Raw genomic sequence first — 18,591 nt, 5'->3', positions numbered from 1 at the left:
AAAATACGACACTTGTTATTTATCCACATCCGATTGTCGTAATTAAATGTTAGCCAGTAAACTTATCAATGAGCTTTACTAATAAAGTAACTACAGAATACAGCCCAGCTACAGATGGTTACTAACCACGTCTACACAATCGCCGGGGCGAAAGGGGGGGTCGGAAAGACGACGTCCAGCATCAACCTCGGTACACTGCTGGCGAAGGCCGGATACTCGACCGTCGTCGTGGAGATGGACCTCGCGATGGCGAACCTCGTTGATTTTCTCGATGTCGACATCGACACTGACGAGGACGCCACGTTTCACGACGTGCTCGCCGGCGATGCGTCGATCACAGACGCGATGTACGAAACCGACGTGAACCTGTCAATCGTGCCGAGCGGGACGACGCTCGAAGGGTACGCGGACACCGACCTCGACCGACTGCCCGGCGTCGTCGAAACCCTTCGGTGGCACCACGACATCGTTCTGTTGGACACCCCGGCGGGACTGAGCGAGGAGACGATTCAGCCGCTCAAGCTCGCTGACGACGTGTTGCTCGTGTCGACACCGCGGGTGGCATCGATACGGAACGTTTCGAACACCAAAGAACTCGCAGAGCGGGTCGACGCGCCAGTTCGAGGCCTGCTCCTCACGAAGTCTGGGACAGGCGCGTCGCCGGGTGCCGATGAAATCGCTGCGTTCCTCGACGTCGAACTGCTCGGACACGTTCCGGAAGACGACGCCGTCCCGCACTCCCAAGACAGTGGCACGCCCGTCGTCAGGAACGCGCCCAACAGCGGTGCCGCCATTGCCTACAAGCGGATATCCGAACAGCTCGTTGACACTGAAAAGGCGTCGACCGACACCACGCCAAACGCAGCCGCTCTGGCGGAGCCAGCTGACTCGGACGACCCAGAACCGACGAGCCGGCAAGCGGAACAGCCACCACAGCGGCACGGCCTCGGGACAACGGACGGCGGCAAGACAGTCCACCCACCGGAAGCAATCAGGGATGACAGCGATCTGATCGGCCCAGCGCCGGCCGAGCAGGACAGAGAGGACGAGCCGCCGGCGGATGATGGAGCCGAAGTGACCGACCTCGAGAAACCAGCCGCTTCGGAGACAGACATCGAAGACGGAGCCGAAACCATGCCGGTAATCGACGGGAGTGAGCTGGTGGAGAGCGAATCAGCGCCGACGGACGAGCGGGAGCAGGATGCCGACGAGGTAGAGCGAGACGGCAGTGAGTCACGAGGTGCCGACGCGCCGGAACAGGAAGCCAGTAACTCGCCGTCGGACACCCCAACCGAGGGCGACGCGGATGCCGGCGACGGAGACGGTCTCGGCTCGCGAATGCGGTCGCTGTTTGGCTTTTAGGCCTCGACGGCCAGTCCGGCCTCGCGGAGCGCCTCTTCGGTGGTGGCGTCGTCGTGGACGACGGCGGAGACGGCGCGGGCGATCTTCTCCGGTTCGTCGTGCTGGAAAATAGAACGGCCCATCGAGACGCCGGCGGCCCCGGCGTCCATCGTCCCGCGGACCATCCGGACAGTCTCCTCGTCGGTGCCCTTCGAGCCGCCGGCGATGACCACCGGCAGCGACGTGGACTCGACGACGTGCTGGAACGTCTCGGCGGAGCCGGTGTAGCCGGTCTTGACGATGTCCGCGCCGAGTTCCTCGGCCAGTCGGACGGCGTGGCCGACGGACTGGTTGTAGTCCTCGTTCTCGGAGTCGATGTCGGGGCCGCGGGCGTAGGCCATCGCCAGCACCGGCAGGCCGTACCGGCTGGCTTCGGTCGTCAGTTCGGAGAGTTCCTCTATCTGTTCGGGTTCGTACTGACTGCCGACGTTGATGTGGAACGAGACGGCGTCGGCCCCGGCGCGGATGGCGTCTTCCACCGTTCCAGTGGTCCGCTTGTCTTGCTCGTCCGGGCCGATAGTAGTAGAGCCGTTGAGATGAGTGATATAGCCCGCGTCGTTCTTGTTGGGGTGGACCCGTCCGGCGATGCCACGCTGGGTAAGGACGGCGTCTGCGCCGCCGCTGGTAACCGCGTCAATCGTTGATTCGATGTCTTTGAGGCCCTTTACGGCCCCCATTGTGATGCCGTGGTCCATCGGGATGATGACGTATGTGTCGTCTGTCCCGATACGTTCGAGTCGTGCGCGTTTTCCTGCAGTCATGATATGAGACAGTGTGGCAAGTACGATTATGTGCGTTCCGGTTGCGGTCGTTCTGCCGCCCCCCGGAGCGCACCCTCCTTGAGTTCACGAGCCTTCGCTTCGAGCCGGTCGGCCACCGCACCGACAGAATCGCCGTTCTCGTGGCCCTCGGCGACGATATCGACCAGCGCGGAGCCGACGATGACGCCGTCAGCGCCGGCAGACACGATTCGCTCGGCGTGGTCGCCCGTCTTGATGCCGAACCCGACGGCCTTTGGTACGTCCCAGTCTGAGAGGCGAGCCAGCGACTCCTCGGTGGCGTCGTCCACGTCCTCGCGCGCGCCGGTGACGCCCAGACGGGCCTGCACGTACACGTAGCCCGACACCTGTTCGAGCATCCGTTCGAGCCGGTCGCCTCTCGTCGTTGGCGCGACGATGAACACCAGATCGAGCCCGAACTCGTCGCAGGCCGTTCGGAGCGGCCCGGCCTCCTCAGCGGGCAGGTCCGGGACAACGAGCCCCTCGATGCCCACCGCGGCGGCCGTCTCGACGAAGGGGCGGGGACCTTCTTCTGAGCCGTATTGATAGATGAGGTTGTAGTAGGTCATACACACCAGCGGCACGTCCACGTCGAGGTCCTCAACGAACTGGAAGAAGCGGTCGGGCGTCATCCCGGCTTCTAGCGAGCGGACGATAGCGTTCTGGATGGTCTTCCCCTCCGCGATGGGCTCGGAGAACGGCAGGCCGAGTTCGATGACATCCGCGCCGCCGCGGGCCAGCGCCTCGACGTACTCTATCGACGCCTCATAGTTCGGGTCGCCGGCTGCGAGGTACGGAACGAACGCAGGCTCGTCGGCGAAGGCGCGTTCGAGGCCCATCAGAGGCCACCCCCGCCGACGCGCTCGAAGATAGACATGTCCGGCGCGATATCGAGGTCACGCTTCGCGGTCTCTTCGATGGCAATTTCGAGGTCCTTGTCGCCGCGGCCGGAGACGTTGATAATGACAGAGTCACCGACTTCGTCGTGGTGCTCTTCGAGGTAGCCAAAGGCGTGGGCCGTCTCCAGCGCCGGAATAATACCCTCGTCTTGCGAGAGGCGGTGGAACGCCTCTAGCGCGATGTCGTCGTCGACATTGACGGGCGTGACGCGGTCCTCGTCGACGAGGTGGGCCAGTTCCGGGCCGACACCGGCGTAGTCTAGCCCCGACGAGACGGAGTGAGATTCCATGATCTGGCCGTCCGAGTCCTGCAGGAGCTTCGTGCGCGCACCGTGGAGAACGCCCTCGTCGCCGGTCGAGAGGGTGGCGGAGTTGGGCGCAACGCCCTCCTCCTCGTCGACCTGCAGTGAAGAGCCGCCGGCTTCGACGGCATAGAGGTCGACGTCGGTATCATCAACAAAGTGGGCGAAGGTGCCCATCGTGTTCGAGCCGCCGCCAGCGCAGGCGAGGACCGAATCGGGCAGCCTGCCGGTCTTCTCGATGACCTGCTCACGGGCCTCCTCAGAGATGACTGCCTGAAAGTCCCGGACCATCTTCGGGAACGGGTGCGGGCCGACGATACTCCCGATGACGTAGTGGGTGTTCTCGACGGTAGTCGCCCAGTCCCGCATCGTCTCGGAGATAGCCTCCTTCAGCGTCCCGCGGCCGACCGTCACGGGATTGACCTCGGAGCCATTGATTCGCATTCGGAACACGTTGGGCCGCTGGCGCGCGATGTCGGTCTCGCCCATGTAGATCTCACAGGGCATGTCCAGATGGGCCGCCGCCATCGCCGTCGCGGTGCCGTGCTGGCCCGCACCGGTCTCGGCGATGATGCGCTCCTTGCCCATGTACTTCGCCAGCAGGACCTGCCCGAGCGCGTTGTTGAGCTTGTGGGCCCCGCCGTGGAGCAGGTCCTCGCGCTTGAGGTACACGTCCGTGTCGTACCGGGCCGAAAGCTGGTCGGCGTACTGGAGCGGCGTCGGTCGGCCGCCGAAGTCGGCCAGTCGCTCCCGGAACTCGTCCATGAAGCCGTCCTCGTTTTCGAGCACGTACCGCTGGTAGGCGTCGGTCAGCTCTTCGATAGCTGGCATCAGCGCCTCGGGCACGTACTGTCCACCGTACTCGCCGAACTTGGGGTCGTGTGCGTCGTCAGTACTCATGTGTCTGTAGTCGTCGTTTCAACCGCATCAGTGTCCGCATCTGTCAGTCGCCGCGTGTTCGCTTCCACGTCCGTCGCCGCGTCGTGGTCCATAATCGCCGAGCCGATCAGTAGGGCGTCCGCACCGGCATCGCACATCCGCGTGACATCGTCTGCTGTCTGTATGCCACTTTCAGCAATGAGTGTGACGCCCTCCGGGACGTCTGGCGCGACGGACTCGAACGTTCCGAGGTCGACCTCTAGCTCCGCGAGGTCGCGGTTGTTGACGCCGATGATGTCCGCGCCAGCGCCGACCGCCGTCTCGACCTCTGCCGCGGTGTGGGTCTCCACGAGGACCTGAAATCCACGCTCTCGCGCGGCCGTAAGGAGATCAGCGAGGTCGTCAGTGCCCTCGGCTTCGAGAAAGCGGACGATGAGCAGAATCACGTCCGCTTCGACGACATCCAGTTGGTCCTCGTGGAGGATGAAGTCCTTCCGCAGAACAGGCACGTCGACGGCATCACGGACCCGTTCGAGCGTTCTCGCCGACCCGCCGAAGTGGTCTGGCTCCGTCAGCACAGACAGCGCCGCCGCACCGCCTTCGACCATCTGCCGGGCGAGGTCGACCGGGTCGTCGGTCCGCTCGCCATTCGCGGTCGGACTCGTGGGCTTGATTTCGGCGATAACCGGCGTTCGCCCGTCGGCCGCCGCCGCGTCGAAGGCGTCCGACAGCGACCGGGGCGACACCGACACCCTGTCGCCGCCGCCACCGCGCTCCCGCGCCGCATCGAGAATCGACTGAACCGCTGGGGCTATCTCCTCACTGTCGTCCATTACTGAACACTAACGTACAGAAGTGTACATAAGAGTTGCCCTATTACCTCACGCGAAGCGGGGGGCACAGCGGATACCGCTCGGTGTCAAACAGACCACAGTTCTATGAGGGTTCACGCTGCATGTTCACATATGTCGTTCCAGACAGCCATCCGACCGGCCGAATCGGTGGATATCGCAGATATCCGTCGGGTCGCACGGGCCGCATGGCACGCGGTGTACGATGATATCCTCGGAGCAGAGACGGTGAACGACCACCTCAGGGAGGGGTACGCGCCGCCGGTACTAGAACGGATGATTGAACTCGACGAGGTCGGACTGTTCGTCTCGACGGCCGACGACGACGTAGTGGCGTACATGAGCTGTGGGATGACGGACGCGACCGGGTTCGGTGACCTCGACCTGTACGTTCACCCGGACTACTGGGGCGAGGGCATCGGGACCGAACTGCTCCGCCGGGGCGAGGCCCACTTGCGCGACCTCTCCGTGCGGAAAATCCGCGACGAGGTGCTGGCCGAGAACGAGGTCGGCAACGGGTTCTACCGGGCCCACTTCCAGAAGGTCGGCGAGCGGACGGCCGAGTTCGGCGGCCAGGAACACCCCGTGAACGTGTACGAGCGGACGGTGTGACCCCGCCCGTTGCGTGTGACTCACACGCTCTCGTCGCTCGTGTAACAGCGTTTAAGCCGCTGAAACCGCTTCGTCGGTGCAATGAGCTACAAGATCGGACTCGTCGGCAAACCCTCCGTCGGCAAGTCCACCTTCTTCAATGCGGCGACGATGAACGACGTGCCCGAGGGCGCGTACCCGTTCACGACAATCGACCCGTCGATGGGCGAGGCCTACGTCCGCGTCGACTGTGCGGCCCCGGAGTTCGACCACACCTGCACGCCCAACCACGGCTACTGCACGGACGGCGTCCGCTTCGTCCCGACGAAACTGGTCGACGTGGCCGGCCTCGTCCCCGGCGCACACGAAGGAAAGGGGCTGGGGAACCAGTTCCTCACGGACCTCAACGAGGCCGACGTGCTCGTCCACGTCGTCGACTTCACCGGCGAGACGGACCTCGAAGGGGAACCCACCGAGGACCACGACCCGCGCGAGGACATCGACTTCCTCGAAGACGAACTGGACATGTGGTACCTCGACATCCTGGAGAAGGGCATCGAGCGCTACCGCTCGGGCTACCACGGCGAGGACAAGGCCATCGAGGACGACCTCGCCGAGCAGATGTCGGCGTTCAAAATCAACGCCGACGAGATAAAGCAGGTCGTGCTCGCACTGGACCTGGAACTGGACCCCGACACCTGGGACGACGCGGACAAGGAGGCGCTGGCCCGCGAGATTCGCATCCGGACCAAGCCGATGCTCATCGCGGCGAACAAGATGGACACCGAGGCGGCCCAGGACAACTGGGAGACCGTCACCGAGGACCCGGCGTACGAACACCTCACGTTCGTGCCCGTCTCCGCCCACGCGGAGAAGGCGCTGAAAAACGGCAACGAGCAGGGCGTGCTGGACTACCGGCCGGGCGACGAGGACTTCGAGGTGACGGCGGACCTGCCCGAGGAGAAGGCCGCGGGGCTGGAACAGATTCGGGAGTTCGTGACCGATTTCGGCGGGACGGGCGTCCAGCAGGCGCTGGAAACCGCGCTGTTCGAGGAACTGGGCGCTATCGCGGTGTTCCCCGGCGCTCGCAAACCTCAGGAGGATGGCACCTTCCTGCAGGACTGTTTCGTCCTCCCCGACGGCTCGACCGCCGAGGACTTCGCGTACTTCCTGCACACGGACATCGGTGACGGGTTCCTCCATGCGCACGACGTGCGCACCGAACGCCAGATCGGCGCTGACACCGAACTCGACCACCGCGACGTGGTCGAAATCACGACAACGAACTAACACTAGGAGATTCACCGCTGATACTCTGAGGGTGCGACTTTTTATAGATCGGAGAGAACGTGACACATGCACCCGAAAAGGCCTATTTTTGTCGTCTGTTTGGCACCTGTTTCGAGGTGGTTTCGATGACGACCGCAGATGATTCGACGGGCGCGCTTGGTCGGCTCATGCTCGCGGTCGGCACTGTGCCCATGACAATCGAACCGTTCCTGCCGACGCCGCTTCGTCGGACGTTCAGCGCCCGTGTCTTCCTGCTGGCAGCGATGTCGATTGTGGGCGCACCGGCACTAGCTATCGTGCTGTTTTCCTCCGTGACAGCCGCCGCAGTGTTCATCGGGTTCGTCGTCGCCGTGACCGGATTTCTGGGCTACTGTGAGATGTACCGCGCGATAATCGAGATAAACCGAAAGGCGACGGCAGTCGACAACGGCCAGTACGACATCGACTTCGGCGTCGACCGGATTGACGAGGTCGGAGACGCGTACACGAAACTCGAACGGGCGGCGGCCTCACTCGGCCGGAACATTCAGGAAGCAAACGAAGCTCAGGAGCGTGCCGAGGAGGCTCGCGAAGCGGCCGAAGACGCCCGTGAAACCGCAGAAGCCGAGCGCAGCGAGATGGAGGCGCTGAGCAGCCACCTCGAACTGAAAGCGTCACAGTACCGGACGGCGCTCGACGACGCGGCCGCCGGCGACCTGACCGCCCGTGTCGACACCGACAGCATGAGCGACGCCATGGCCGCTGTCGGGACCGCGATTAATGAGACGCTGAGTGATCTGGAGACTGCTATCGGCAGCGGCCAGTCGACCTCGACACGTATCGCCACCGGAAGTGAAACCGTACTGGCCGACGGGCAGCAGGTCCGTGATGAGACACAGTCCGTGGCCGACACCGCGTCCGACATCGCCGACGGGGCAGAAACCCAGCGCCAGCAACTAGACGACGCGGCGAGCGAACTCAGTGACCTCTCGGCGACCGTCGAGGAAATGGCTTCATCTGTGGCTGAAATCGCCGAACAGAGCAACACTGCTGCGAATCTCGGCCGAGACGCCCAGCGGTCCTCGTCGGAAGCTCAGAGCGCCGTCGACGAGATCCGCCATCACTCAACGAACGCCGCAAGCGAGGTCCAGCAACTCGACGATATCGCGGAGGACATGGCCGAGATCGTCGAAGTCATCGACGGTATCGCCGAGGAAACGAATATGCTCGCGCTGAACGCTTCCATCGAAGCCGCCCGTGCCGGCCAGGCGGGCTCGGGCTTTGCCGTCGTCGCGGACGAAATCAAACAGCTTGCGACCGAGACACAGGCCGCCACCGGCGACGTGGAGGACCTCATCGGCTCGCTGCGATCCCAGGTCGGCACATCCGTCGACGCCATGGAGACGATGGAGGAGGCTGTCGACCGCGGTAGCAACACCATCTCCGAGACCATTACCACGCTCGAAGATGTGGTCGACGCCACCGTCGATGTCAACGGCGGCATTCAGGAAATCGACCGTGCGACTGACCAGCAGGCGACCAGCGCACAGGAAGTCGTGCGGATAATTGACGACATCAACGACATCGCCGGGGAGACCGCAACCGACGCCCGTGAAATGGCTACGACGGTCGATCAGCAGGGCCAGACCGTTGCCGGGATGGTCAACTCGGTGGAACGGTTCGCCGACGACGCCACCACCCTCAACGACGAACTCTCGCAGTTCGAGACCACCGGGACCGACGGCATGGACACGCCGGCTGGCTCCGGATCCGTGATGAGTGACTGAGGCGAGTCAGGAACTGACTCACACACTGCCGTCCGGCGGGCGAACGGCTACAGCAGAAGATGAGCGAGCAACGCAATGATGGCGACTTTTTTGACGAGGATGACGCCGATAATCAGTTGCGTCGTCGACAGTTCCCGGACGCGTTCGATGCCTCGCCGGACGAACGCGGGCGACTGCGCCAGTTCAGCCACCAGTAACCGCCACTCCGCGCGGAATGTCTCGACCGCCGATCCCGCTCCGTCTGTGTAGGCAGCCTCTGGCCGCGGTAGCCACTGTGACCCCGTGTATTCGAGTTCGACAAGCGACCCTTCTAGATGACTGGCCTGCTCGAACTGCAGGCCGTTCGCTTCACAGAGCCGCTCGACCTTGGCGATATCGCGGTCGCTGTTCAGGTCGTAGCGCCGCTGTATCGGGTCGGTCGCCCAGTCGAACTGGAACCGACAGACGAGTTCGCTCTCACCGACCCACACGTCGACGACTTCGGCCAGTTCGACCGTCCCGGCCGTCTCTTTCCGCTTCCGGTGGAGGTGCTCGTACTCGGCGGGGGACTCCGTCGAAGCCGTCACCTGAGACTCCGTCTCGGACATATCTTCTCGGTATGGGTGTTCGGCTGCCGATACTATACGTTTTCTCTCACTGACACGGATATCTCCTCGATAAAGCCGAACGGATGACCGCACAGCGACACATCAGATGTCGACCGGACACCCGTTGATTTCGCCGCCGCGCATCCCCTCTGCGAGCCAGTAAATGGAGAGGGTCAGCACCACGAGCGCAAGCAGTGCGAACTCCAGCCCATCGAGAGGCAAGAACAGCAGCGAGGTCGAAACGCCGAGGAGCGACAGCAGCCCCAGCAAAACCGCCGACCCACAGGCCGCACAGCCCGCGCCGAGTGTGCCGAGAACAACGCCCGCAACACCCGCGCCACCCTGCTGGAGGTCGAGCCCATGCTCGCGGAAGTGGTACGTCACCAGACCGATGTCGACACCCGTGAGGACGGCGACGACGACCAGCAGGATTCCCTGGGCCGGGTTGAACGACGTGCCGATAAACGGATACAGTTCAGCGAGTACACGGAGCCGGCTGGCAAGCGGGAGCGATCCACCGATAACGAGGTCAAGCACCAGCGGGACGTTCAGCGAAACGACGAAGACCGTCAGCGAGACGACGGCAGCGATCACGGCGACCGCCGCATAGACCGGCAGCGTGAGCACGAGCCTGACCGTCCGGCCCATGAGCCGCCAGTCCCCGCGCGTCGTTGGCAGGCGGAGGCCGCGTGCGGTGCTCATCCGTCGCGCTCTCCCAGTGCCTCGGCGATGAGGTCGTAGCTGACGCTCCCGTTAACCTTCGTCACGAACTCTCCGTCCTCGAACAGCAGAATTATCGGCGTTGTTTCACCCAGTCCGGCGTTCTCGGCCGCCTGGATGTCGGCCTGCACAGCGTCGTCGTGTACCCGCTCTTGCGCGTCGCGTGCGACTGCCTCGCCGTCGACCGCTGTCTCCTCGGTGAGAAACGTCGCCGTCCGGTCCAGAACGTTGTCCGGGCCGAACGACGACTGTTCGGCGAAGTAGTGCTCGAACAGCGCCCAGTACGCCTCGCTGTCGCGGGCGAACGTCGACTCCAGCGCCTGCGTCGCCGGCTCACCCCAGGGGTAGATGACCGGGTACGTCCGGACGACGTACGCGCCCTTGCCCGTCCCCACGATGTTCTCCCGGATAGCCGGCACCGTGTTCTCGTGGAAGCGGCGGCAGGTCGGACAGGAGGGGTCTTCGAACGCCAGGACGACGTGGCCGCCCAGTTCGCCGCGGCGGGGCTGGGCTTCGAGGTCGGCGGCCGCCGGGTGGCTGTCGACGGATTCAGCGCTGTCCGCCTCGCTACTGCACCCCGCGATTGCGCCGACGACACCCGTTCCCGAAAGTGTGAGAAAGCGTCGTCTGTTCATATACGACTGGTTGACCCGCGTGGGTTTAGCGTTTGTTCCACTGTGTGGCCACGATGAGTAACCGTCTTGTCGCCGGCGGCGGTACCATCTGGCGGCCGATGACGACGACTCACAGGGCCGAACCGGGGTGACTCCTCGCTGATGACGAGCCCTATGAGTGCCGAGGCTTTCCCAACTGTTAGCTGTAGCTGACGACGGTTTGTCGAGTGCCTTCTGACAGTCCGATTAACACAGACATGAACAGTATTTAGCACGTCAATTACTGTGATACCCCTCCTGTAAAAGACTCCCTCTGTTGACCTCGCCGATATCTAGGGCATAAATTATACACGGTTACACTGTTCTAGTATCACTACTGATACTCTCGGCAACGGCTTTTTGACTCTCATTAGCTACAGGTTGAGCAATGGTAGATGAAAGACGGCAGCCGTGGACCGGAAGCCGGCGACGGTTGCTCGGAATGCTCGCGACTGGCGGAACCGCCACGCTGGTCGGTTGTTCGAGCGGCGGAGACACAGAATCAAGTACAGTTGAGAGCGGGGACGAAGCCGCTGGGTCCGTCAACGGTTCATTGTCAGTCGTCGTAAGTTCAAAAGGCTACACGGAGCAGTTGAACCTCGGGTACATCGCTTACGAATTGCTCGCCAGCAACACGAGTGCGAATCTCGTGGATGAAACCGGCTTCGGCGGGAACGCTGCACACGCCGAGGCGTATCAGGCAGGCGATATCCACGCGTACTACGACTACATGGGGTCACTGTGGGCTACGCACCCGCCCAGTCACGACGAAGCCGACTTCGAGACACCTGATGAGCAGTACGAAGCGTTGAAATCCGAGATGGAATCAGAGCACCCAATCCGGATTCTCGACCGCGCAGACTGGCAGAACACGTGGGCCGTATTTATCCGCGAGGACGCTATTGAAGGGACCGGTATCGAGACAATCAGCGACCTTGCCGGCTACGTCAACGACGGGAACTACGATATTCGACCTGCGTTTGGCGACGGGTTCAGGACTCGTAGCGATGGCTTCGATGCCTTAGTTGAGTACTACGGATTTGAGGCCGAGCACGTGGCGCGCTGGGAGACAGAACAGGAGTTCATCGAGGCGGCGTCGGCACAGGCAGCTGGCACGGCCGTCGATGAAGGGTATGCTGACCTCAGCTTTGGGTACAGCACCAGCGCGTGGCTCACAACCGTCGAAGACATCGTGTACCTCGATGACGACCGAAACTTCTGGCCGTTTTTCCACCCGGTCGGTGTTGTTCACGAGGATGTCGCAACGGACGCCGTGGTGTCGGCGCTGAACAAGATGCCAGATGCCATCCCTGACGCGAAGACGATGCAAGAGCTGAACAGCCATGCAACCGAGGTCGGTAGCCAGCAGGCGGTTGTTGACCACCTCAAAGCCAACGGCTTCATCTGAGTCAGTATGGACGAATCTACAGCACATTCAGGTAACGGTGACGACGAATCAGGAGACCCGACAGCGGAAGCGGCCTCGGACACAGCAGGACTGGAGCGAGCGAAAGCTATTGCGCTGCTGCCAGTTCGGTCGTATCTCGTCAAGTTCGCTGTTGCATTGCTCGTGATTGTGGTACTTATCGCGGCCGGCGGGTTCTGGGTGCAGGGGAACGCCACTGCCACACTCGAAGACGACACGGCACAACAGCTCGTACAGGAGGTCAACGCCGAAGCCGGCCTGTTGAACGAGTGGGTTGAGCGCAACGAGCGGCCGGTACTCGTCGCGTCAAACAATCCGCTGCTTGGTTTCAACGCGACGCGCGAAGACCAGCAGGCCTACACGGAGCGACTCGCAGCAGATGAGCTACAGTCCGACCGCGTCGCTGCCGTCCACCTCGCAGATCCCACTGTCGGCACGGCGGGGGAGGCAAGGATTGTGGCGAGTACTGACGAAACGCTCCGCGGCACGCGCGTCACATCGGACACCCATCCGTGGGTGGACCGGACTCGGTCTATCGGCCGCGACACAGTAGTCTCGTCGAACCCGTACACGAACGCGAACGACAAACGAGTGGTCAGTTCGATGAGCGTCGCCGCCGACTTCACACACGTACTCGTGGTCGAGTACGACGCTACCGACCTGAGCAAGCAGTTCAGCACTGGTATCGATGGCACGTTCACACAGGTCGTTCGTCCCACGTCGAGTTCGACTGAAGTCCTGTTCTCAGACGCAGGTACCAGTGCTGTCGGGCAGCCGTACATCCCGAACACGTCGCAGTCTGCCATCCCAGAGATTAGCACAGCGACGGAACAGGGCACCTTCACCAGCTCGCCAACAAAGGAAGAACTGCTCGACACCGATCACGTTGCCGCGTACGCGACTATCCCCGGGACAAACTGGGTCGTTATCAAACACACACCTGCGGCGAACGCGTTCGCGCTGAGCGAGCAGATTCGGACTGATATCTTGGCGTTCATTCTGCTCGCGCTCGGTGGTGTTGTCGTCGTCGGTGGTACGATTGGCCGGAACACGGCGACGTCCGTGCAACAGCTCTCTGCGGCCGCCACTGCCATCGAGCAGGGAGAGTACGACATCAACGTTTCGAGCTCTCGTCGAGACGAAATCGGGCAGTTGTTCACGTCAATCGGGAGTATGCGCGATGCACTCGTCTCGAAAATCGACGAAGCTGAGGCTGCCCGTGAGCAAGCAACAGACGCCCAGCAAGAAGCGGAGGAAGAGCGTGCCCGCGCCGAGCAGGCAAAGGAAGAGGCAGAAACGCTCGCAGCGGAACTGGAACAGCAAGCAGAGATCTACAGCGACGTGATGGAAGCATGCGCAGACGGTGACCTGACTCGTCGTCTGCCCGAAAGCGAGACCGACAACGAGGCGATGGCGGCTATCGCGTCGTCGTTCAACGATATGCTCGCACAGTGGGAGCGCACTATCGTCGACATTCAGGAGTTCGCGGATACCGTCACAGCCGCCAGCGAGGAGGCCGAAGTCGGGGCGGCTGACGCCGAGCGTGCGAGTGGTGAGGTCAGCGAATCGGTGCAGGAGATCGCGGCTGCCGCCGACGAGCAACGCGATATGCTGGACACGGTCTCGGGAGAGATGACTGACCTTTCGGCAGCCATCGAAGAGGTAGCCGCGTCCGCTGACTCGGTTGCAGAACACTCGAATCAGACCGCCGACGTCGCCCGAGAGGGCGAAGACACGGCCAGAGTCGCGCTCGAAAGTTCGCGCAGGGTACAGGAAGCCATCGACACGACTGTCGAGAACGTCGAACAGTTGGACGAGCAAATGGCGGAAATCAGCACCATCGTCGAGCTGATTGCAGACATCGCAGAGCAGACGAATATGCTCGCGCTGAACGCGAACATCGAAGCTGCACGTGCCGACAAAGACGGCGACGGGTTTGCCGTCGTGGCCGACGAGGTCAAGGAACTCGCCGGGGAAACGCAGGCATCGGCGACCGAAATAGAGCAGCTCATTACCGATGTCCAGTCACAGACGGAGATAACTGTCGACGAAGCCAGAGTAGCTGAGGAATCGATGGAGGCAGGCATCGACGCGGTCGAAGAGGTCATGGCGGCGTTCACAGAAGTATCGGAGTACGCCGACAAAACAGACGCCGGCGTTCAGGGGATCAGCGACACCACTGATGATCAGGCCGCCAGCACTGAAGAGGCGGTGTCGATGACCGAGGAAGTCGCTGACCTCAGTGAATCCACTGCTGATGAGGTACAGAGCGTGTCCGCCGCCGCAGAGGAGCAGGCGGCCTCGATGTCGGAGATTAACGACAGCATCAAATCGCTGAGCGGGCAGGCCGAACAGCTCAAGACGCTACTGTCTGAGTTTGAGGTCAGTGTCGACGGGGGCGAACACTCCCGGGACCGCTGATCGACAGCCGCGTGAACAGGGCTGGCGCTCGGCGCAGTCCAGTACGCACTTTTCTCTGCCGTTTCGCTACGTATCTCGACCGCAACGCGGCCCGGTGCAGTCAGTGAGGCAGTCGCCGGTCGCGTACGTTGCAGAGATATCGGACATGTTCGCCGAGTGGCTCCGACGCCGTTGGTCGGTGTCGGCGAGTGAGAATCCCCAGTATGCCTTTATTTTGGTCGGCTGAGCAACACACATGAGCGTCATCTGTGAGTTCGAGTTGCAGTCCGCGGATATGCCGCTATGTGCGGTCGCTGCTGAGCTGAACACCCGACTGATCGTCGACAACGTCGTTTCCGGGACGACCGACGAGCCGGCACTCGTGTTCTCTGCGACGGGCGTCGAACCGGACGCGCTCGAATCCGCATTGCTCGGCGACGAGTCGGTCGTGGCGTTTGTCGCCATGGACTCGGCTATCGTCGAGTCGCGGTATCGGGTCGTCCTCGATACGGATTACGTCGAGATGTACACCCAGCTCGTCGACCGGCAGACGTATCCGATGGGTGCGCTCGTGACAGAGCACGGGTGGAAGGTGAGCACACAGTTCGCTGACCGAGCGGATCTCGAAGCGTTCCGGGACGCCTGTCAGTCACGCAGTGTCACGTTCCGCCCGCACCGGCTCTGTGAGACGGAGCACGGCGGCGACGACTACGGACTCACCGCCCCACAGCGAGAGGCGCTGCTGGCAGCCCACCGACAGGGATACTTCACCGTTCCCCGCGAGGCAGACCTGTCGGAACTCGCGGCGGAACTCGACGCGACCACGTCCGCCATCTCGGAGCGCCTCCGTCGTGGAACAGACCAGTTGATCGACCACACGATTGCCAGCTCCGAACAGTGACAGCAGGCCGACCGGAGCGGCGCTGTTCCGGCGAGAGACCCCCTCTTATAAATTGCTGTACATATGTTGGCAACGGTTAGGGCTGGGAGTTGCGTAGGATTACATGACGGTGATTCAATATGACTGCCCACCAGCACCCACACGTCAGTGACCGCGACGCACACTTCGTCGGCGGCGGTATCGCCTCCCTCGCCGGCGCGGCGTTCCTGGTACGGGACGGCAACATGCCCGGCGAAAACATCCATGTCTACGAAAAGCTGGACGTTGTCGGTGGCGCGATGGACGGTGCCGGCGATCCGGACGAGGCGTACCTGATCCGGGGCGGGAGGATGTTCAATTACCCGACGTACGAATGTACGTGGGACCTCTTCGAGACGATTCCATCCCTCGAAGACGATTCGCGGTCGGTCAAAGACGTGATGGACGAGTTCAACGAAGCGAACCCCTCGTACGCGAAAACACGGCTGATGCACGAGGGCGAGCGAATCGACGCGGGCGAGTACGGACTGACGCGCCAGCACCGGCAGTCGATAGTTCGGTTGCTCCTTACGCCCGAACCGCGACTCGGTGACACGCGCATCGAGGAGTGGTTCGACGAGTCGTTCCTGGAGACGAACTTCTGGTACGTCTGGGCGACCATCTTCGCGTTCCAGCCGTGGCACAGCGTCGCCGAAGTCCGGCGATACATGTACCGGTTCCTCCACGAGTTCCCGCGTCTACACACCATGGAGGGTATCGACCGGACGAAGTACAACCAGTACGACTCGATGATTCTCCCGCTCCGGCGCTGGCTCGAAGACAGGGGCGTCTCCTTCGAGTACGGCCACGAGGTGACGGACATGGACATCGTCCCGTCGCGGACGGGGCGCACCGTCGAGCGGCTCTACTGTGAGACCGACAGCGGCACCGAATCGGTCCCCGTCGAGCCGTCCGACCTCGTGTTCGTGACGAACGGGTCGATGACCGACGGGTCGTCTATCGGCGGGATGGACGAGGCCCCCGAACTGAACGAAACCGGCGCGTCGTGGGAGCTGTGGAAGTCCATCGCCGAGGACAACCCACAGTTCGGCAATCCGTCGGTGTTCGCGGACAACGTCACGGAGACGAAATGGGAGTCGTTCACCGTGACCCTGCACAACACCGAGCTGTTCGACCACATCGTCGATTTCACGAACGAGGAGCCGGGTAACGGGCTCGTCACCTACCTCGGGTCGAACTGGCTGTTGTCGACGGTCGTCGCCGCACAGCCCCACTTCGCGAACCAGCCGGACGACGTGAAGGTCTTCTGGGGCTACGCGCTGTTCCCGGACCGCGAGGGGAACTACGTGAAGAAACCGATGTCCGAATGCACCGGTCGTGAGATCCTCCAGGAGCTGTGTTACCACCTGCAATGCGAGGACCGGCTCCCGGAGCTACTCGACGACGTGACCTGCATCCCGGCGATGATGCCGTTCATTACGGCGCACTTCCAGCCCCGAGAGCCCGGTGACCGGCCCGAGGTCGTCCCGGACGGGTCGAACAATCTGGCGTTCCTCGGACAGTACGCCGAACAGCCGCGGGATGTGGTGTTCACCGTCGAGTACTCCGTTCGGTCGGCGATGACTGCCGTCTACGAGATGCTCGACCTCGACCGGGAGGTGCCTCCGGTGACCAAACACTACCGGAAGCCCGGTGTCATCGCGGACACTGTTCGCGCCGCGTACCGCTGAGAAGTGAGCGCGGTACGGGCGCGGATATTCCAGTATTTTAGTACGGTGACCGAGATGGGTGTGTATGTACACATCGACGCACCCCGCCCGGAGGGTGCGATGGTAAACCTCGCGCTTTCTGCGGCGCAACTCTTCGTGGCGCTGGTACTCGTGGGACTGAACGGCTTCTTCGTCGCCGCTGAGTTCGCCTTCGTTCGCGTTCGCGGCACGTCGGTCGAACAGCTCGCCGACGAGGGGCGGGCCGGTGCGGGCTCGCTCCAGGCGGTGATGGCCGACCTAGACAACTATCTCGCGGTGACCCAGCTCGGCATTACGCTTGCCTCGCTGGGACTGGGGTGGGTCGGTGAGCCCGCCGTCGCGGCACTGCTTGAACCGATCTTAGCTCCGGTACTGCCGGAGAGTCTCCGCCACCTCGTGGCGTTCGCAGTCGGATTCAGTATCATCACGTTCCTCCACGTCGTCTTCGGGGAGCTCGCGCCGAAGACGTTCGCGATTGCCCGGACTGAACGGCTCTCGCTGCTGCTCGCACCGCCGATGAAGCTGTTTTACTACCTGTTCTACCCCGGTATCGTCGTGTTCAACGGCTCGGCCAACGCCTTTACGCAATTGCTGGGTGTCCCGGCGGCCTCGGAAACGGACGAGACGCTCGGCGAGCGTGAGATACGCCGGGTACTGGCTCGGTCTGGCGAGGAAGGGAATATCGACGCGGCGGAGGTCGACATGATAGAGCGCGTGTTCGACCTCGATGATACCGTCGTCCGGGAAGTCATGGTTCCGCGGCCCGACGTTGTGAGCGTGCCGGCCAGCGCCACGCTGTCGGATATCCGGGCGGTCGTTCTCGACGAAGGACACACCCGCTATCCGGTGGTCGACGCCGACGACAGCGATCAGATCGTCGGATTCATCGATGTCAAGGACGTGCTGCGGGCCGGTGAGGAAGGCAACGAGAACGCCACTGCCGGCGACATCGCTCGCGAGATACCGGTCGTCCCGGAGACGACAGCTATCAACGACCTCCTGTTGCAGTTCAGGCAGGACCGCCGGCAGATGGCCGCGGTCATCGACGAATGGGGTTCGCTGGAGGGGATTGCGACCATCGAGGACGTGGTCGAGGCCGTCGTCGGCGACCTGCGCGACGAGTTCGACGTGGACGGCCGCGAACACGCCATCCGCAAACAAAGCGACGGGAGCTACGACGCTGACGGCGGCGTGCCGCTGTCGACAGTCAGTGAGGCTCTCGGTGTCGACCTCGACAGCGACGCGGTCGAAACCATCGGTGGGCTGGTGCTCAGTCAGCTCGACCGCGCGCCGGAGGTCGGGGACACCGCCCAAGCGGGCGGATACGTGTTCGAGGTGACGAGCGTCGACGGCACCCGCATCTCGACGGTTGCTATCAGCGAGAACGGCGCTGACGACTCACCGTCGGCCGGGTAAACG

General features: G+C 62.8%; 16 protein-coding genes. 9 read left to right on the top strand and 7 right to left on the bottom strand.

From position 1 onward, the window contains the following. The first annotated feature begins 114 nt into the window (after nt 1-114). A complete protein-coding gene (locus AMS69_RS07430; RefSeq protein ID WP_053967437.1) occupies nt 115-1,362 on the top strand; it encodes a P-loop NTPase in 1,248 nt (415 codons plus the stop codon). On the opposite strand, the gene AMS69_RS07425 is transcribed toward AMS69_RS07430, so the two are convergent. The 4 genes from AMS69_RS07425 to trpC are packed head-to-tail and all read right to left on the bottom strand — an operon-like array spanning nt 1,359 to nt 5,093. Next, entirely contained in the window at nt 1,359-2,162 is an 804-nt protein-coding gene (locus AMS69_RS07425) for a 2-amino-3,7-dideoxy-D-threo-hept-6-ulosonate synthase (protein WP_053967436.1), read from the bottom strand. The two genes, AMS69_RS07430 and AMS69_RS07425, sit on opposite strands and share 4 nt — an antisense overlap. A gap of 26 nt (nt 2,163-2,188) precedes the next feature. Next, entirely contained in the window at nt 2,189-3,019 is an 831-nt protein-coding gene (trpA, locus tag AMS69_RS07420) for a tryptophan synthase subunit alpha (RefSeq protein ID WP_053967435.1), read from the bottom strand. After that, nucleotides 3,019-4,281, bottom strand: a complete 1,263-nt coding sequence (trpB, locus tag AMS69_RS07415; RefSeq protein WP_053967434.1) for a tryptophan synthase subunit beta — start codon at nt 4,279-4,281, stop codon at nt 3,019-3,021. The genes trpA and trpB overlap by 1 nt, the downstream gene beginning before the upstream one ends. After that, nucleotides 4,278-5,093 carry an indole-3-glycerol phosphate synthase gene (gene trpC / locus AMS69_RS07410; RefSeq protein WP_053967433.1) on the bottom strand — a complete coding sequence of 272 codons (816 nt, stop codon included), beginning with the start codon at nt 5,091-5,093 and terminating at the stop codon, nt 4,278-4,280. The genes trpB and trpC overlap by 4 nt, the downstream gene beginning before the upstream one ends. A 132-nt stretch (nt 5,094-5,225) precedes the next feature. Between trpC and AMS69_RS07405 the strand changes: the two genes are divergently transcribed. The 3 genes from AMS69_RS07405 (at nt 5,226) to AMS69_RS07395 (ending at nt 8,758) form a co-directional block, all read left to right on the top strand. After that, nucleotides 5,226-5,723: a GNAT family N-acetyltransferase gene (locus tag AMS69_RS07405; protein ID WP_053967432.1), complete on the top strand. Its 498-nt coding sequence runs from the start codon at nt 5,226-5,228 to the stop codon at nt 5,721-5,723. Between the two features lie 81 nt (nt 5,724-5,804). Continuing rightward, the gene (locus AMS69_RS07400; RefSeq protein WP_053967431.1) at nt 5,805-6,992 is read left to right on the top strand and encodes a redox-regulated ATPase YchF; all 1,188 of its coding nucleotides are present in this window, start codon (nt 5,805-5,807) and stop codon (nt 6,990-6,992) included. Nucleotides 6,993-7,117: 125 nt separating this feature from the next. Beyond that, nucleotides 7,118-8,758, top strand: a complete 1,641-nt coding sequence (locus AMS69_RS07395) for a methyl-accepting chemotaxis protein (protein ID WP_053967854.1) — start codon at nt 7,118-7,120, stop codon at nt 8,756-8,758. 47 nt (nt 8,759-8,805) lie between these two features. Here AMS69_RS07395 and AMS69_RS07390 read toward each other — a convergent pair whose 3' ends face one another. The 3 genes from AMS69_RS07390 to AMS69_RS07380 form a co-directional block, all read right to left on the bottom strand. Further along, entirely contained in the window at nt 8,806-9,345 is a 540-nt protein-coding gene (locus AMS69_RS07390) for a hypothetical protein (RefSeq protein ID WP_053967430.1), read from the bottom strand. A gap of 102 nt (nt 9,346-9,447) precedes the next feature. Beyond that, nucleotides 9,448-10,047 (bottom strand): hypothetical protein, encoded by a 600-nt coding sequence (locus AMS69_RS07385; protein ID WP_053967429.1) that lies wholly within the window; start codon nt 10,045-10,047, stop codon nt 9,448-9,450. After that, nucleotides 10,044-10,700, bottom strand: a complete 657-nt coding sequence (locus tag AMS69_RS07380) for a DsbA family protein (protein WP_053967428.1) — start codon at nt 10,698-10,700, stop codon at nt 10,044-10,046. The genes AMS69_RS07385 and AMS69_RS07380 overlap by 4 nt, the downstream gene beginning before the upstream one ends. A gap of 406 nt (nt 10,701-11,106) precedes the next feature. On the opposite strand from AMS69_RS07380, the gene AMS69_RS07375 reads away from it, so the two are divergent. The 5 genes from AMS69_RS07375 to AMS69_RS07355 all read left to right on the top strand — a co-directional run bounded on the left by AMS69_RS07375 (nt 11,107) and on the right by AMS69_RS07355 (nt 18,588). After that, a complete protein-coding gene (locus AMS69_RS07375) occupies nt 11,107-12,126 on the top strand; it encodes a glycine betaine ABC transporter substrate-binding protein (protein ID WP_238378357.1) in 1,020 nt (339 codons plus the stop codon). Between the two features lie 6 nt (nt 12,127-12,132). Beyond that, nucleotides 12,133-14,565, top strand: coding sequence for a methyl-accepting chemotaxis protein (locus AMS69_RS07370; RefSeq protein ID WP_053967426.1), 2,433 nt, complete (start codon nt 12,133-12,135; stop codon nt 14,563-14,565). Between the two features lie 235 nt (nt 14,566-14,800). Next, nucleotides 14,801-15,445, top strand: coding sequence for a helix-turn-helix domain-containing protein (locus AMS69_RS07365; protein ID WP_053967425.1), 645 nt, complete (start codon nt 14,801-14,803; stop codon nt 15,443-15,445). Nucleotides 15,446-15,564: 119 nt separating this feature from the next. After that, on the top strand, nt 15,565-17,154 hold the full coding sequence (locus AMS69_RS07360; RefSeq protein ID WP_053967424.1) for an oleate hydratase: 1,590 nt from the start codon (nt 15,565-15,567) through the stop codon (nt 17,152-17,154). Nucleotides 17,155-17,208: 54 nt separating this feature from the next. Next, nucleotides 17,209-18,588 (top strand): hemolysin family protein, encoded by a 1,380-nt coding sequence (locus tag AMS69_RS07355; protein ID WP_053967423.1) that lies wholly within the window; start codon nt 17,209-17,211, stop codon nt 18,586-18,588. Nucleotides 18,589-18,591: the final 3 nt, after the last annotated feature.

Origin of the sequence: Haloarcula rubripromontorii, from assembly GCF_001280425.1 — an archaeon.
Taxonomy (GTDB): domain Archaea; phylum Halobacteriota; class Halobacteria; order Halobacteriales; family Haloarculaceae; genus Haloarcula; species Haloarcula rubripromontorii.
Note: the sequence above shows the minus strand (reverse complement) of the source record. Positions and strands in the feature narration are given on the sequence as shown.

Coding starts and splice junctions, on each gene's coding strand:
- AMS69_RS07405 (WP_053967432.1), top strand. CDS start 5,226: ATGTCGTTCCAGACAGCCATCCGACCGGCCGAATCGGTGGATATCGCA.
- AMS69_RS07375 (WP_238378357.1), top strand. CDS start 11,107: ATGGTAGATGAAAGACGGCAGCCGTGGACCGGAAGCCGGCGACGGTTG.
- AMS69_RS07360 (WP_053967424.1), top strand. CDS start 15,565: ATGACTGCCCACCAGCACCCACACGTCAGTGACCGCGACGCACACTTC.
- AMS69_RS07430 (WP_053967437.1), top strand. CDS start 115: ATGGTTACTAACCACGTCTACACAATCGCCGGGGCGAAAGGGGGGGTC.
- AMS69_RS07390 (WP_053967430.1), bottom strand. CDS start 9,345: ATGTCCGAGACGGAGTCTCAGGTGACGGCTTCGACGGAGTCCCCCGCC.
- AMS69_RS07385 (WP_053967429.1), bottom strand. CDS start 10,047: ATGAGCACCGCACGCGGCCTCCGCCTGCCAACGACGCGCGGGGACTGG.
- trpA (WP_053967435.1), bottom strand. CDS start 3,019: ATGGGCCTCGAACGCGCCTTCGCCGACGAGCCTGCGTTCGTTCCGTAC.
- AMS69_RS07400 (WP_053967431.1), top strand. CDS start 5,805: ATGAGCTACAAGATCGGACTCGTCGGCAAACCCTCCGTCGGCAAGTCC.
- trpC (WP_053967433.1), bottom strand. CDS start 5,093: ATGGACGACAGTGAGGAGATAGCCCCAGCGGTTCAGTCGATTCTCGAT.
- AMS69_RS07395 (WP_053967854.1), top strand. CDS start 7,118: ATGACGACCGCAGATGATTCGACGGGCGCGCTTGGTCGGCTCATGCTC.
- trpB (WP_053967434.1), bottom strand. CDS start 4,281: ATGAGTACTGACGACGCACACGACCCCAAGTTCGGCGAGTACGGTGGA.
- AMS69_RS07425 (WP_053967436.1), bottom strand. CDS start 2,162: ATGACTGCAGGAAAACGCGCACGACTCGAACGTATCGGGACAGACGAC.
- AMS69_RS07370 (WP_053967426.1), top strand. CDS start 12,133: ATGGACGAATCTACAGCACATTCAGGTAACGGTGACGACGAATCAGGA.
- AMS69_RS07355 (WP_053967423.1), top strand. CDS start 17,209: ATGGGTGTGTATGTACACATCGACGCACCCCGCCCGGAGGGTGCGATG.
- AMS69_RS07365 (WP_053967425.1), top strand. CDS start 14,801: ATGAGCGTCATCTGTGAGTTCGAGTTGCAGTCCGCGGATATGCCGCTA.
- AMS69_RS07380 (WP_053967428.1), bottom strand. CDS start 10,700: ATGAACAGACGACGCTTTCTCACACTTTCGGGAACGGGTGTCGTCGGC.